This is a genomic window from Phenylobacterium sp. (assembly GCF_025934275.1).
Lineage (GTDB): Bacteria > Pseudomonadota > Alphaproteobacteria > Caulobacterales > Caulobacteraceae > Phenylobacterium.
On record NZ_JAICYI010000035.1, the window covers coordinates 21,483 to 36,057 of the forward strand.

Genomic DNA, 14,575 nt, shown 5'->3' on the forward strand with positions numbered 1-14,575 from the left:
GCTGCTAGAGGCGGACATGGGTCTCCTGCGACTCGCGCTGAACATCGTGCTCGGGCCGCCGGTGGTGCTGCTGGCCCTGATCAGCGCCGCGGCTGGCGTCGCGGCGCTGCAGGGCCGTCACAGCCTGCGCTGGGACCTGCTCACCCACTTCGCACCAGTCTGGCTGGCGGGCGCGCTGCTGGCGGGCCTCTTCGCCCTGCTGCTGTTCGGCGGGATGACGCGGCTGCTGGTGCTGGCGCTCACGGGCGTCGGCGTCGTCGCCGGGGGCGCTCTGATGGCGCCGGAGTTGACGCGCAGCGCCGGGCCGCGCGCCGGTCCCGATGCGCCGGGCCAGCTGAAGATCATCCAGTTCAACGTCTGGAACCACAACTCCGAGATCGCCCGCACGATCGACTGGATGGCCGCCGAACGGCCCGATCTGGTGATCCTGGAGGAGACCACGCCCGCGTTCCGCCGCGCGCTCGAGGCGCGCACCGGCTGGCGTTCGGTCTGCCGCGATTGCGAGGTGATGATCTATTCGCCCCGTCAGATGACGCGCGGCTATGTTTCCGCCGAGCCCGCCGTCGGGCCGCTCGCCCACGCCATCTTCCACGACGTGGAAGGCGCCTTCGACGTGGTCGGCGTGCATGACGCCTGGCCGACGGACGGGAACGACCAGCAGCGCCAGGAGGCCCGCCTCGCCCGCGCGCTGGACGAGCTGCCTCGCGAGCGCACGATCCTGGCCGGCGACTTCAACTCCACGCCCTGGTCGTTCGCCCGGCGCGACTGGGACAGCGCCTTTCGCCTGATCCGCCGCGATCGCGCCCTGTTCACCTGGCCGGCCGGCAAGGTCCTGGCGCGGCGAATGAGCTTGCCGTTCGCCATCCTGCCGATCGATCACGTCTATGCGGGCCCTGCCTGGGCGACGGTCGACATACACAGGGGCCCGAGCCTGGGCTCAGACCACTATCCGCTGGTGGCTACTCTAGCGCCCGTCGAGCCGCCGCCAGCGACTCTTGACGACGCGACCGCTCGACCTGGAAGCGGGAGGTAAGCGCCTCGGCCTTGCGGTCGAGTTCGGCGCGCTGATCCTCGATCTCGGACAGGGCCTTGGCGTGCTCGGCTTCCAGGGTCGCAAGCGCCTTCTCCAGGTCCGCAACCTTCTTGAGCGCCGCCTTGGACGGGCCCGCCGGCTTCGGTTTGCGGGCGGGCTTCAGCCCGGCAAGCGCATCGCGGCCGCCCGCCGGCCGGCGGAGCACTTCGCCGGGGTTGGCCTTGGCGGCCGTCACCAGTCTCGGATCGTCCGTCTGGTGGGCGAGCCCGGTCTTGAAGAGATCCTGGCGGCTGCCCCACGCGGCCAGCGCCTTGGCCTTCGAGGACGCCGCGACCACGTAGTCCGTGAGGCCGTCGGAGGTGACGAAGACCTTCAGGCGCGGCGCCATGGCCCAGGCCTCACGCGTCGGCCGCCACTTTCATCGAGACGATCTTGCCCGGGTTGTGCGGCGGCTCGCCCTTGGGCAAGGCGTCGACGTTCTCCATGCCCTCCACCACCTCGCCCCAGACGGTGTATTCGCCGTCAAGGAAGCGGGCGTCGCCGAAGCAGATGAAGAATTGGCTGTTGGCCGAATTGGGATTGGGCGTGCGCGCCATCGAGCAAACCCCGCGGACGTGCGGCTCGCGGCTGAATTCGGCCTTCAGGTTCGGCTTGTCAGATCCACCCGAGCCGCTGCCGGTGGGATCGCCGCCTTGAGCCATGAAGCCTGGGATGACCCGGTGGAACACAACGCCATCGTAGAATCCCTCGCGGGCCAGCTCCTTGATGCGCGCCACGTGTCCGGGCGCGAGATCGGGCCGGAGCTTGACCGTCACGGGTCCGGTGTCGAGTTGCATGATCAGTGTGTTCTCGGGATCCATCACTTCACCTCGGCGGGCATGTCCAGCTCGCACATGAAATCGTTGGGGCTCGCCTTCTCGGCGCGCGCCACCTGAGCCTTGAACCAGGCGCTCTTGGGATCGATCACCCGGATCTTCGGCTGCTCGGCAGGGGGCAAATCGGCGAGCAGACGCACGCGTTCCATGCGGTCCTGCGGCGGCTCGACCGGCTCGCCGGTCTTGATGGCGCGGACCACGTCCTCGCCGGCGATCACGCGGCCGAACGCGGTGTAGCGCTTCTCGAGGTTGTGGTGGCTCTGCCGCATCAGGAAGAACTGGCTGTTGTTGGAATCCGGGTTCTCGTCGCGCGCCATGCCGGCGACGCCCGGGCAGTAGAGCGCCCAGGCGGAGACCTTCTGGTCCTTGGTCATCGGCGCGAGCGACATGGACTGGCTGGTGACCGGCAACGACTTGATGAATCCCACCTCGGCCACGGTCTGATCGGCGGCGAGCGCGAACGGCGTCTCGGGACCGCGTCGGAAGGTGAACTCGCCGGGCACATTCGGCTTGTCCGAGCCGCCCGTGCCGTTGTTCTGCGGATCGCCGGTCTGGGCCATGAAGTCGTCGATGACGCGGAAGAACCGCAGGCCGTCGTAGAAGTGCTCGTGGGCGAGCTCGCGCACCCTGGCGACCGTCTGGGGCGCGACCTCCGGGATCATCTCCACGATGATCCGCCCCTTGTTGGTGTCGATGAGCAGGACGTCGTTGGGGTCGGGGGTGCGCCAGTCGGCGGGCCCTGGCGCGGCGGGATTGGCGAGCGGCGCGGCGGGGCGGGGCTTCGGGGCAGCCATGACGGCGGTGGCGAGCCCGGCTGCGGCCGCGGCGGCGATCAGGGCGGTCTTCATGGAGTCACTCGTAGAAGCCGGCGGAGTCTCTGACCAGCCCTTCGGCGTCGGGCCTCATTGGCGGCCGACCTTCTCCAGGAGACGGCCCTTGACGCGCGGGCTGACGAACTTGGTGATGTCACCGCCGAGCAGCGCGATCTCCTTCACCAGCCGCGAGGCGATGGCCTGGTGCCGCGGATCGGCCATCAGGAACACCGTGTCGATCTCGCGATCGAGCTGCTGGTTCATGGCCGCCATCTGGAATTCGTATTCGAAGTCGGTGAAGGCGCGCAGACCCCGCACGATCAACGTCGCGCCGACGTCGCGTGCGAAGACGGTCGTGAGCCCTTCGTAGGGCAGCACCTCGATCTCGACCTGGCCAGCCAGGTGGGCCGTCTCCTCGCGCAGGATCCCGACCCGCTCCTCCAGCGTGAACATCGGCCCCTTGCCGATATTGATCGCCACCCCGATGACCAGCCTGTCGACCAGCTTGGCCGCCCGCTCCATGATGTCGATGTGCCCGTTGTGCACAGGATCGAAGGTGGCGGGAAACAAGCCGACGCGCGTCATACGGTTAGGTCCCCCAACTGTCCGCTTCCGCCTTTCGCCGTGGAGCGCGGTTATGGCAAGCGCTAAGTTGGGACCGGTCCGCCGGACGCCTCCGGCGCGTCCTCGCCGGGCTCTTCGGCGTCGCCCGCATCGTCCTCGCCCTGGTCGGGGAGCCGCTCGACAGAGACCACGTGCTCGTCCTCGCCTTTGCGGAAGATGATCACGCCCTGTGTGTTGCGGCCGGCGATGCGGACCTGGTTGACCGGTACGCGGATCAGCTGGCCCTGATCGGAGACGAGCAGGATCTCGTCGCCTTCGTCGACCGGGAACGAGCCCGCCAGGCGGCCGCCGCGCTTGGTGAGATCCTGCGCGATGAGCCCCTGGCCGCCACGGCCGGTGCGGCGATAGTCGTAGGCCGAGGTGCGCTTGCCGAAGCCTTCCGTGGAGACGGTCAGGATGAACTCCTCCGCCGCTTCCAGGTGCGCCAGCCGGTCCAAAGCCAGCGCCGCATCCTGGTCGGCGGGTTCGACGTCATCGTCGTCCGCCGCGCCGTTCTCCTCGCCCTCCTCGGCCTCGCCACGGGCGACCCGCATCGCCTTGGCGTGCTTCAGATAGGCCTGGCGCTCGGCGGGCGTCGCCTCGACCGCGCGCAGGATCGCCATGGAGATGACGCTGTCGCCCTCCGCCAGCCGGACGCCACGCACGCCGGTGGACTCGCGGCCGGCGAACACCCGCACTTCGTCCACGGCGAAGCGAATGCAGCGACCGAGGGCGGTGGTCAGTAAGACATCGTTCACCTGCGGCCGGCAGACCGCCACATCGACGATGGCGTCACCCTCGTCCAGCTTCATGGCGATCTTGCCGTTGCGCTTGATGCCGATGAAGTCGGAAAGCTTGTTGCGCCTCGCGCCGCCCGAGCGGGTCGCGAACATCACGTCGTACTGGTCCCAGGCGGCTTCATCCTCGGGCAGCGCCAGGATCGAGGTGATGCTCTCGCCCGGCTCGATGGGCAGCAGGTTGACGAACGCCTTTCCGCGGCTGGTGGGCGTGCCGAGCGGCAGCCGCCAGACCTTCAGCTGGTAGGCCTTGCCGCCGGAGGAGAAGAACAGCATCGGCGTATGAGTGTTGGCCGAGAAGACGCGGGTGACGGCATCCTCCTCCTTGGTGGCCATGCCCGAGCGGCCCTTCCCGCCGCGATGCTGCGTCCGATAGATCGAGAGCGGCGTCCGCTTCACATAGCCGCCGTGGGTGACGGTGATCACCATCTCCTCACGGGCGATGAGGTCCTCGTCTTCGACGTCGGCGTCGCCCTCGACCATCTCGGTCCGCCGCGGCGCGGCGAAGGCTTCGCGCACCTCGACCAGCTCCTCGCGCACGATGGCCATGACCTTGTCGCGCGACGCCAGAATGCCGAGGAACCCGGTGATCGCCTTCGCCAGGCTCTCCGCCTCGGCGAAGATCTCGTCGCGGCCGAGCCCGGTCAGTCGCGAGAGGGTGAGCGCCAGGATGGCGCGGGCCTGGTCGTCGGTAAGCCGGATCCGCGCGCCGTCGATCGCGACCGTGCGGGGATCGGCGATCAGCTCAACCAGCGGCAGCATGTCGCCGGCCGGCCAGTCGCGGGCCACCAGCCGCTCGCGGGCTTCGGCCGGGTCCTTGGACGAGCGGATGATCTGGATGAACTCGTCGATGTTGGCGACGGCGATGGCGAGGCCGACCAGCACGTGGCCCCGGTCGCGCGCCTTGCCCAGCTCGAACTTGGTCCTGCGGACCACGACCTCCTCGCGGAAGTCGACGAAGGCCCGCAGCATCTCGCGCAGGCCCATCTGCTCGGGCCGGCCGCGGTTGAGCGCCAGCGCGTTGACGCCGAACGAGGTCTGCAACGGCGTAAAGCGGTAGAGCTGGTTCAGGATCACGTCGGCCGGGGCGTCGCGCTTCATCTCGACGACGATCCGCATGCCGTCGCGGTCGCTCTCGTCGCGCAGGTCGGCGACGCCCTCGATCCGCTTCTCGCGCACCAGCTCGGCGATCCGCTCGACGAGGGCGGCCTTGTTCACCTGATAGGGGATCGCGGTGATGACGATCGCCTCGCGCTCCTTGCGGATCTCCTCGACCGAGGCCTTGCCGCGCACCACGACCGAGCCGCGTCCGGTCATCAGCGCCTGGCGAGCGCCGGTCCGGCCGATGATCTCGCCGCCGGTCGGGAAGTCTGGCCCAGGGACGATGTCCAACAGCTCATCGAGGCCGATGTCCGGGTCGTCGATCATCGCGAGGCAGGCGTCGACCACCTCGCCCAGGTTGTGCGGCGGGATGTTGGTGGCCATGCCGACCGCGATCCCACCGGCGCCGTTCACCAGCAGATTCGGGATCCGCGAGGGCAGCACCACCGGCTCCTGCTCGGAGCCGTCGTAGTTCTCCTTGAAGTCGACCGTGTCCTTGTCGAGGTCGGCCAGGATGGACATCGAGGCCTGGGTCAGGCGGCATTCGGTGTAACGCATCGCCGCCGGCGGATCATTGTCCACGGAGCCGAAGTTGCCCTGGCCATCGATGAGCAGGAGTCCCATCGAGAACGGTTGGGCCATGCGCACCAGGGTGTCGTAGATCGCCAGGTCGCCGTGCGGGTGGTACTTGCCCATCACGTCGCCGACCACGCGGGCGGACTTCACATAGCTTCGGTCGGGCGTATGGCCCTGCTCGTTCATCGAGAACAGGATACGGCGATGCACCGGCTTCAGGCCGTCGCGCACGTCCGGCAAGGCGCGGCTGACGATGACGCTCATCGCGTAGTCGAGGTACGACTTCTTCAGTTCGTCCTCGATGGCGATAGGGGCGACAGCCCCGCGCCGGTCGTCCGGTGGGGTGGTGTTCTCGTCGGTCAAGGGAGGTTAATTCGCCGGTCGAATCGTGAGGCTTATGTGGGGGCTTTGATTAGCATTCTGAAGGGGCGAGCGCCACGACTTCGCGCACGCGCGCGTGCATGCGCGCGCGAGGCGTTCCGTGGGGGCCCGTCGTGACCTCGCCGCGGTTCGCGCCTAGGCTCGCCGCCAGATGAGCGCGCCGCAATTAGGTCCGGGCGAGCCGGCGCCCTGGTTCAAGGCGCCGAGCGCGTCCACTCCCGAGCTGGTGTTCGACACCGCCGGCGGCCGCTACGTGCTGATGCTGTTCCTTCCAGTCGCGGCCGAGCCGCGCAAGGCGGCGCTCACCGCACTCGCCGCCGGCCAGCGGCTGTTCGATGACGCGAAGCTCGCCGCCTTCGTCGTGGTTCGTGAGGCCGAGACGGCCGCCCAGGTGCGAGATTTGCGGGGTTTGCGCTGGATCCTGGACGAAAGCCGGGAGGTGAGCCGGCTCTACGGGGCGGACGACAGGGGCTTCTGGCTGCTGCTCGATCCGGCCCTGCGGGTCATGCGGCGCGCGGGGATCGATGACGCGGAGGCGCTGTTCCCCTCGCTCGCGGCGCTGCCCGCGCCGGGCGACCACGCCGGGGTGCCGCTCCATGCGCCGGTGCTGATCGCGCCGAGGATTTTCGAGCCCGAGCTCTGCGGCGAGCTCATCGCGCTTCACGCCGCGCGCGGCGGCGGCGAATTCACCGGCGTCATGCGCGACCAGGGCGAGGTCACGGTCCTGGTGATGGACGAGCTCAAGAGGCGGCGGGACGTGCTGGTCGAGGACGAGGCCCTGAAGGACGCGGTCGCCGAGCGCCTCCAGCGGCGGCTGTTTCCGTTCATCGCCCGGGCGTTCGCGACCGAAGTGACCCGCATCGAGCGCTATCTGATCAGCTGCTATGACGCCGAGGACGGCGGGGTCTTCCACCCGCACCGCGACAACGTCACCTTCCAGACGGCGCACCGCAAGTTCGCGTGCTCGATCAACCTGAACGAAGACTTCGACGGCGGCGATCTGCGGTTCCCGGAGTTCGGGCCGGCGACCTACCGGCCGCCGGTCGGCGGCGCCGTTGTCTTCGCCTGCGGCCTCATGCACGAGGCGATGCGGGTCACCCGCGGCCGTCGCTTTGCCTTCCTTCCCTTCCTGTTCGACGAAGCCGGCGCCGAGATCCGCGAGGCTTACCGCCGCCGGGCCCCCCGGACGGGCGGATGACGTCCGTTCCGGCGCCATGACGACGCCTCATCGATTTCCTATATGGCCGCGAATGAAACGTCTTGTCCCGACGCTGGCGGCGCTGGCCGTGGCGGGCTCCGCGGCCGCCGCCCAGAGCCCCATCCTGCCCGGCTATTGGGAGTCCACCAACACGGTGAGCTCGCCGCTTCACTCGACCAGCACCTCGCGCCGCTGCATCAGCCCTGCCGACGTGGACCGGTTCCTGACCGGCCCGATCAACCACCACTACACCTGCGTCTATCCCACCCGCCGCGTCGCCGGCGGCAAGCTCTCCATGAAGGGCGTCTGCACCGACAACAAGGGTCGCCAGGTGCAGGTGAGCGCGTCCGGCGCCTACACTCCGACCAGCTTCCACGTGGATGCCGTCATGGCGACCCGCTTCCTGGGCCTGCCGGTCTCCGGCCACGCCACGACGGAGGCCCGGCGCATCGCCGATGGCTGCCCGGAGCCGCCGAGCCCGCCGGCCGCTCCCTAGCCGCTTGCGCTCGGCTCAGAACGGGATTTCGTCGTCCAGGTCGGCGGAGAAGTCCTCGCGCGGGCCGGAGCCGCCGGCGCGCGGACCCGACGAGAAGCCGCCGGCATAGCCGCCGCCCTCCTCGCGCTCGGCGTCGCCACGGCCGTCCAGCATGGTGAGCTCGCCGCGGAACTTCTGCAGCACGACTTCGGTGGAGTACTTCTCCTGCCCCGACTGGTCGGACCATTTGCGGGTCTGCAGCGCGCCCTCGATGTAGACCTTCGAGCCCTTGCGCAGATAGTTCTCGGCCACCTTCACGAGGTTGTCGTTGAAGATCACCACGCGATGCCACTCGGTCCGCTCCTTGCGCTCGCCGCTCGAGCGGTCGCGCCAGGTCTCGGAGGTGGCGACGCGGAGGTTGGCGACGCGGTCGCCGGAGTTGAGGGTGCGGATCTCGGGATCGGCCCCGAGGTTCCCGACCAGGATGACCTTGTTGACGCTGCCCGCCATGTCGATGTCCTAAGCTTCCGTGATTGCGGGCCTATGCCCAGGCGGACGCTAGCCCGCCGTCATCGGCGCGGCAAGCATTTTGTTCTCGTTACGTTCACCCACGGCGGAGGTTCTCCACAGCCTATTGCTGCGGCATCGCGCCGGGGATCGCGAGCCGGCCGTCGCCGGTGCGCACCAGCGCGACATAACGCGGACCTTCCAGAGACGTTGAGGTGAAGATGCCTTCCCGCTGAACAAAAATGAAATTTGCCTGATAGGCGCCCAGCAGCTCCGTCGCCGAGCTCCCCATGCCGAGGAACTTCAGCCGCATGGCCTCGAGGTTCGCCGCGCAGGTCTCGAGATTGGGCGCGTTGACCAGCTTGTTGTACTTGAGCGTCCCGTTCCTCTCGAACACCACGTGATAGCAGACGCCGGCGGTGCCGGGCGGGGTGGTGCGCTTGGCGCAGGCGCAAAGCGCCAGGGCCGCGGCGAACACGATCAAGGGCGTGCGAGGCATGGCGGCAACCTACACAAGGCTTGCCGCCCGCGCGAGCCGTCAGCCGGTGGGCAGGCTGCAGCCCTGCCCCTGGTCCATCAAGCCGCGAAAGCTGCGGTTGTCGGAAGAGATCTCGACCTTGCCGGGCACGAGGCGGATGGTCTGCTGAGCCCAGCGGCCGTAGAGCGCCTGGCCAGGCTTCTCGCAGCGCCCGTCGAACAGGGTGCGGGCGCACAGGTTCAGGGCCATGTCGTAGGGCAGCTTGCGCCAGGTCCCCTCGGCATACCGCCAGCACGCGCCGAGCGGGCCTGCGCTCGGCGTCGGTTGCGGCTTGGGGGCCAGCCGTCTGACCGGCTCGGACGCCGGCGGCAGGGGCGAAACCACGGAGCCGCCCGGCTGCGCGGCGGCGAGCGCCCCGGTCGGGTCGACGCCGACGTCGAGCTTGTCGGTGGCGACTCCGTTCCGCTGCGCGCACTCGGCGAGCGTGAACTCGCCCACGAGCTGGCCGGACACGAAGCAGCGCAAGGTCTTGGCGGCCGCGACCGGCCTGGGCTCCGGCTGATTGGGATTGATCACCAGGCCGCCCTTCGAGGCCGGCGGCGGCGGCCGGGGTTCGTTGCGGTGTCCGGCCATCAGACCCCAGGCGATCAGCCCGCCGGCCGCGACCGCCACCACCGCGCCGCCGCCCAGCACGACGCCGGTCCTACGAACCCCTTCGAAGTCCATGGCCCTCGCTAGACTCAGCCGATCAGGCTGGCAAGGGACGAGCCCGAGCTATCGGTTGCGCCGGTCAGGCGGTCGAGCGCCGCCTGGTAGTCGGCGATGCGGCTCTGCGTATAGGCCGACACCGTGCCGTTCACCTGCGGCCGCTGGCTCTGCGGCGTCGCCGCCTGTTTGAGGTCGGCATAGATCGCCCGGACCGTGGTGATCGCGTTGGTGATCGCATCCTGGGCGCTCGCGATATCCGCCGCGGAGTTCAGATCCAGTCTCGACGGAAGCCGAAGGCCGTAGGTCTGGGTTCCGCCGTCGGCCGGCAGGACGCCCCTGGTCTTGTCGACCACCGTGTCGCGGATCAGCCCGGGTTGCAGGCCCAGCGCCTGCAGCGCGTCCTGCCCCGCAGGCCCCGGCAGCAGCTGGAAGGTGGAGCGATTGTCTTCGGGCGTCAGCGACAGGGTCGAGCCGTCGACGCTGAAGCCGGTCTCGACGTTGATCGAGAACAGGCCGGCCCGCTGGACCTTGCTCATCAGCGACTGCAGCGTATCGTCCGCCTCGATCGTCACCGTCGTCGGCGAATTGTCGCCCACCTTGATCTGGAACTGGTCGCCGGCCCGCGCGGAAGTCGCCGAGGTGACGAGCTGCGAGGTGTCCGACGTCAACGTGCCCTTCGGCAGTCCGAGCTTGTCGAGCGCGCTGCCCCCGCTCGCGTCCACGGCGATCGATTCCGGAGCATCGATGGAGTCCTTGGCCGTGAAGCGTTGGGCATAGGTGACCGCCCCCGCCCCGACGTCGAGCCCGGCCGCGAAGCCGTCGGTCTTGCCGACAGGAGGAAGTCCCGGCAGATCACTCGAGGTGGTCGTGCCAGTGACCCAGACCTCACCGCCCGCGACGGTCGCCGCCGTCACCTTCTCCGTTCCGGAACCGCCGAAATAGGCGACCGCGTCGGCGGCGGTGGAGGTCAGGTCCTCGGAGATGCGTGCGCCGAAGGCGTCCTGGCCGCCGCTGAGCGGCCGGGTCGCGTTGGCCACGTCCAGCCCGCCGCTGGTCGAGCCGCCGATCAGCAGGTTGCCGGAGCCGTCGACCCCGATGCCGCCGATGGTCGCGCTGCCGAGGCTGCGCGTCGCGGTCAGCGTCAGCTGACTGGGATCCGCGGCGTCGAAGCTGCGAATCGTCGCGGCCGCACCGTCGTGGCCCGCGACATAGACTTGGGTTCCGTCCACCGCGAGGCCGGAGATGCTGTCGTCGCTCGTCGTGCCGAACTGGCGGGTGGAGAGCGTAGCGCCGCTGGAAGAGTAGGCGCGGATGTAGCCGTCGACGCCGCCGACGGCCGAGCCGCCGCCGATCGAGCCCTGGGTCTCGCCCGCCACATAGACGTTGCCGCCCGCATCGAAGGCGACCGCCTTGGCGGTGTCGTCGCCGAGGTCCGAGCCCTGGCGCTGGGTCCACAGCTCCTGGCCCTGGGCGTCAAACAGGGTGACGAAGCTGTCGCTCTGGGCCGGATCGGCGCCGGAGTCGCCGCTGTCGAGCTCGCCGGTGACCGAGCCCGCGATCGCCACCTTGCCGTCGGCGCTCACAGCCAGCGACATGCCGCTCGCCGTGGTCGCCGCCCCGAGGGTTCGCGTGTAGATCAGATTGCCCGCGGAATCGTACTTCAGCAGGACGGCGTCCTGCGCGCCCTTGATCGCCTGACCGTTCACCGCCGCGGTGGCGTCGGCGAGCAGATAGACCGAGCCGTCCGCGCCCGTGGCTGTGGCGTGCACCGTCCCCACGCCGGCCGGCAGCGTCTCGCCGAACACCTCGCCCGCCGTGTAGGGGGTTTCCCCGGGGCGCGCGGCGGCGTCCGTTCCGCCCCCTCCCTCCAGCTTGAGGAGCTGCTGCTCGGTGTCGTCGACGGTCGTCGGTGTCGTCGAGGTGAGCGAGCCGTCGCTTGGCGCGGCGGCTGGCGCCGGGGCCGCGGGATCGCCGGCGGTCTGGGCCACATAGATCGCTGGATTGGTCGTCGCCGCGGAGAACGTGACCGTCTCGTCCAGCAGGCCGCTGAACTGGAACGCCCATTGCGTCTGAGCATCGGCGATGGTGGTCGTCTGCCCACCGATGCTGATGGTCTCGGGGGCGGTCTGCGAGGACGTGGTGCTCACCCGGACGCCTAGGCCGGCGGCCTGCAGCTTGGAATTCAAGTAGGCGGCGACCGCGCTCATGCTCCTCGTGGTCGAACCCATTTCGGAAAGATCGAAGTTCACGGTGACGACCGAGCCGCCGATCTTCTTCACGTTGGCGCTGAACTGCACATTGCCCTGGAAGGCCGCAACGGGGGCCGCCGAGGAGCCGGTGGCCAGCACCGCGGTCGTGTAGGTGTCGGACTGTTTTGCGAAGGCTGCTGTGCTGGTCGCGCTGGCCGTCGCCGTCCCCGAGGTCAGGCGGAACTCGTCGAACGAGGTGTTCTCCGCATAGGCCGAGATCTCCGAGAGACCGCGTTGGAAGGCCTGCTGGATGCCGGGCAGGGCGAATTGCGAGGTGGTGGGATCGCTCGCCGCGCCCGCCAGGGCCTGCAGTGTGAGCAGCCCCTGGTTGATGGCGAACAGGCGCTTGTAGTCGGCGTCGGCGGTGGGCACGTCCACCTTGGCCGCCCTCTCGTCGACGAACGCGGCGCCCGAGAGCGCCTGGGTGACCAGTGCGCTGGCCTGGGTCGCCTGGCTTGGGTCGTTCCAGGGCGCGGTCGGCACCTGGGCGGCGGTCTGGGCGGTGGCCGAGCTCCCGACGCCGCGGCTGGCGACGGCGGCCGCGGCCAGGCCCGCCTGGGCCTGGTACCAGCTCAGAAGCACGTTCGGATCGAAGCTGATCGTCACGGGACCGCCTGCCTTGCGAAGGAGCTCGCGGGCGCGAGCATGCCCGCGCTAGGCCTGACGCCGAGTTAAGAGATGCGAATCTTTTCGGCTCGGCCCCGAACGGCCGGTCAGCTCCGGAACAACGAGAGCAGGGCCTGAGGCGCCTGGTTCGCGACGGGCCCGGTCTGCGCGGCAAGCGCCTGCTGCACAGCCAGGGCTTGCAGCCGCGCGCCATCGGCGCCGTCGCCGGCGGTGCCCGCGCCGCTCAGCGCGCTCTGCATCTGGCTCACGAGACCGAGGTGCGTCTGGATCTGGTCGGATCGGGCGTTCATGTCCGCAAGCCGGCCGGCGAGGCTCGTGGAGGCCGCATCGATCTGGGTCAGCACCGATTGCAGGTCGTCCGCCCCGCCCAGCAGGTTTGTGCCCGCGAGGCCCAGCACGGGGCCGTCGGTGGTGAAGTCCTGCGAGGCGAGGCTGATGGTTGTCTCGCCGGCCAGGTCGGCCTTGAAGCTGAGGTTCGGGTCCGAGCCGCCGTCCAGCATCGTCACGCCCTGGAACGATGCGGAGTTGGCCAGCTGGTCGATGGTGGCCAGCGCGCCCTGATAGTCGGCGTCAAGCGCCTGCGGATCGCCGGCGCCGCCTTGCGCTGCGACGGCCTTGTCGCGGAGCACCGAGACCAGACCCGCGATCGCCTGCCCCGCGCTGATCCCGACGTCGGAGATCGAAGCGGCGCGATTCAGGCTGTCGGTCACCGCCAGGATCCCGCTGAGCGAGGGCGCATCGGCGGCGCCGGCGTAGACAACCGCCGGGTCGCTGGCCGCGCCTGGCTGCGTCGTCGGATCGGGAGCTCCCTCGGCGGCCGCGGCGCGATTGGCCGCCGCCTGCTCCTGGGCCATCAGCGCCGCCAGGGAACCGGCGTTCACGCTCGTCACCATGCTCGACCCCGTTCGCGCATCGGAGGCGCCGTCAGCGCCCTGCGTTAGCTGTAAGCCGAGTCCCTCATCCAGGCGCTAGCGAACAAACGACGATGGCCGCGCGCCGGAGCTCCGGCGGCGGTCGTGACCGCGCTTTGCGGTCGGCTTGGCGATGTCCCCTCCGAGCCCGGGCTCAGACGGCGGTCTTGATCAGGCTCCCGGCCTCGTAGCGTTCCGCTTCGTGCATGCGCACCACCTCTTCGCGAGGCAATTGCAGCACCACGTCTCCCGTCCGGCGGTCGATGGTTTTGTAGATGAAGAGGCCGCTGGCGCGATCCTCCTCGATCACCAACCTGAGGTCCGCGACGTCCTTCTGCATGGCGGCAGAATTGGATTGCGCGGCCGGCGGGGCCGGAGCCGGTGTCACGCCGGCGGCTTGGGTCAGACCGATGGGGGCGAGGTTGTTCTCCATGCTTCCTACGCCAGCCGACGAAGCGGCGAGGCGACTCCCTTCGCGAAGACGCAGCGGGGAGGTCGCCCTCCCCGCCGCTTACGCGCGGTCTAAGGGGCGCGACGAGCGCGCCCCTTAGTCCTATCGGAACAGGCCGAGCAGGATGCCGGTCGACTGGTTGGCGATCGACAGCGCCTGCACGCCGAGCTGCTGCTTGGTCTGCAGGGCCTGCAGGTTGGCGCTTTCCTGAGCCAGGTTCGCGTCCACCAGGTTGCCGATGCCGGTGTTCAGGCTGTCCTGCAGCTTCGAGACCAGCGAGAGCTGGTTGTCGACCGCCTTGGAGTCCACGCCGAAGCCGGAGAGGCCTTGGGTGACGGACTTGATCGCCGCGTCGATCACGGCCAGCGAGGCCGCAGCCTTCGTGCCCGTGCCGTCGGCCCAGGAGCCGCCGGCGTTCGCCGCGACGCTGTCGACCGAGGCGGTGGTGGCCGGAGCCGTCACCGTGCCGGCGGTCAGCGTCAGCGAGCCGTCGGAGGCGAAGATCGTCGCCGCGTTCAGCTTGTTGTGCGCCGAGGTGATCTTGATGCCGCCGTCGGCCGAGCCGATCGCCGCCACCGAGCCGCTGGAGTTGTCGATCAGGTTGACGCCGTTGAACGAGGCCGAAGCGATCACGTTGGCGTAGCTCTGGGCCAGCTTCGTGTATTCGTTCTCGTACTGGGTGCGCGAGGCGTCGTCGACGCCCGCGTCGGAGGCCGCCAGGGCCTTCTGGCGCATCTGGTTGAGGATGTCGGTGAGCTGCGAGCCGGCCTGCAGCGTCGTGTCGAGGACCGAC

Annotated in this window: 15 protein-coding genes; 3 read left to right on the top strand and 12 right to left on the bottom strand. The window is 69.4% G+C overall.

Annotation, left to right across the window (positions count from 1 at the left end):
• Nucleotides 1-16 precede the first annotated feature (16 nt).
• Nucleotides 17-1,033 carry an endonuclease/exonuclease/phosphatase family protein gene (locus tag Q0W60_RS10465; RefSeq protein WP_297695284.1) on the top strand — a complete coding sequence of 339 codons (1,017 nt, stop codon included), beginning with the start codon at nt 17-19 and terminating at the stop codon, nt 1,031-1,033.
• On the opposite strand, the gene Q0W60_RS10470 is transcribed toward Q0W60_RS10465, so the two are convergent.
• The 5 genes from Q0W60_RS10470 to gyrA all read right to left on the bottom strand — a co-directional run bounded on the left by Q0W60_RS10470 (nt 960) and on the right by gyrA (nt 6,160).
• Nucleotides 960-1,421, bottom strand: a complete 462-nt coding sequence (locus Q0W60_RS10470; RefSeq protein WP_297695286.1) for a hypothetical protein — start codon at nt 1,419-1,421, stop codon at nt 960-962. The two genes, Q0W60_RS10465 and Q0W60_RS10470, sit on opposite strands and share 74 nt — an antisense overlap.
• A gap of 10 nt (nt 1,422-1,431) precedes the next feature.
• A complete protein-coding gene (locus Q0W60_RS10475; RefSeq protein ID WP_297695288.1) occupies nt 1,432-1,893 on the bottom strand; it encodes a peptidylprolyl isomerase in 462 nt (153 codons plus the stop codon).
• Nucleotides 1,893-2,756, bottom strand: a complete 864-nt coding sequence (locus Q0W60_RS10480; RefSeq protein WP_297695291.1) for a peptidylprolyl isomerase — start codon at nt 2,754-2,756, stop codon at nt 1,893-1,895. The genes Q0W60_RS10475 and Q0W60_RS10480 overlap by 1 nt, the downstream gene beginning before the upstream one ends.
• Before the next feature lie 54 nt (nt 2,757-2,810).
• Nucleotides 2,811-3,305, bottom strand: a complete 495-nt coding sequence (coaD, locus tag Q0W60_RS10485) for a pantetheine-phosphate adenylyltransferase (protein WP_297695293.1) — start codon at nt 3,303-3,305, stop codon at nt 2,811-2,813.
• Nucleotides 3,306-3,367: 62 nt separating this feature from the next.
• Nucleotides 3,368-6,160, bottom strand: a complete 2,793-nt coding sequence (gene gyrA, locus Q0W60_RS10490) for a DNA gyrase subunit A (protein WP_297695295.1) — start codon at nt 6,158-6,160, stop codon at nt 3,368-3,370.
• Nucleotides 6,161-6,329: 169 nt separating this feature from the next.
• Between gyrA and Q0W60_RS10495 the strand changes: the two genes are divergently transcribed.
• Both Q0W60_RS10495 and Q0W60_RS10500 read left to right on the top strand, forming a co-directional pair.
• Nucleotides 6,330-7,376, top strand: coding sequence for a 2OG-Fe(II) oxygenase (locus Q0W60_RS10495; RefSeq protein ID WP_297695297.1), 1,047 nt, complete (start codon nt 6,330-6,332; stop codon nt 7,374-7,376).
• Between the two features lie 52 nt (nt 7,377-7,428).
• Entirely contained in the window at nt 7,429-7,872 is a 444-nt protein-coding gene (locus Q0W60_RS10500; protein WP_297695299.1) for a DUF3617 family protein, read from the top strand.
• A gap of 15 nt (nt 7,873-7,887) precedes the next feature.
• Here the strand turns inward: Q0W60_RS10500 and ssb are convergent, their stop codons facing one another.
• The 7 genes from ssb to Q0W60_RS10535 all read right to left on the bottom strand — a co-directional run.
• Complete coding sequence (gene ssb / locus Q0W60_RS10505; RefSeq protein WP_297695300.1) at nt 7,888-8,361, bottom strand: single-stranded DNA-binding protein; 474 nt, start codon at nt 8,359-8,361, stop codon at nt 7,888-7,890.
• 121 nt (nt 8,362-8,482) lie between these two features.
• Nucleotides 8,483-8,857 (bottom strand): hypothetical protein, encoded by a 375-nt coding sequence (locus Q0W60_RS10510; RefSeq protein WP_297695302.1) that lies wholly within the window; start codon nt 8,855-8,857, stop codon nt 8,483-8,485.
• Between the two features lie 39 nt (nt 8,858-8,896).
• The gene (locus Q0W60_RS10515; protein WP_297695304.1) at nt 8,897-9,562 is read right to left on the bottom strand and encodes a hypothetical protein; all 666 of its coding nucleotides are present in this window, start codon (nt 9,560-9,562) and stop codon (nt 8,897-8,899) included.
• Nucleotides 9,563-9,576: 14 nt separating this feature from the next.
• The gene (locus tag Q0W60_RS10520) at nt 9,577-12,399 is read right to left on the bottom strand and encodes an SBBP repeat-containing protein (protein ID WP_297695307.1); all 2,823 of its coding nucleotides are present in this window, start codon (nt 12,397-12,399) and stop codon (nt 9,577-9,579) included.
• Between the two features lie 107 nt (nt 12,400-12,506).
• A complete protein-coding gene (locus Q0W60_RS10525) occupies nt 12,507-13,301 on the bottom strand; it encodes a hypothetical protein (protein ID WP_297695309.1) in 795 nt (264 codons plus the stop codon).
• A gap of 184 nt (nt 13,302-13,485) precedes the next feature.
• Nucleotides 13,486-13,764: a hypothetical protein gene (locus tag Q0W60_RS10530; protein WP_297695311.1), complete on the bottom strand. Its 279-nt coding sequence runs from the start codon at nt 13,762-13,764 to the stop codon at nt 13,486-13,488.
• A gap of 120 nt (nt 13,765-13,884) precedes the next feature.
• Nucleotides 13,885-14,575, bottom strand: a 691-nt coding sequence (locus Q0W60_RS10535; protein ID WP_297695313.1) for a flagellin, incomplete at its 5' end; no start/stop codon positions are given.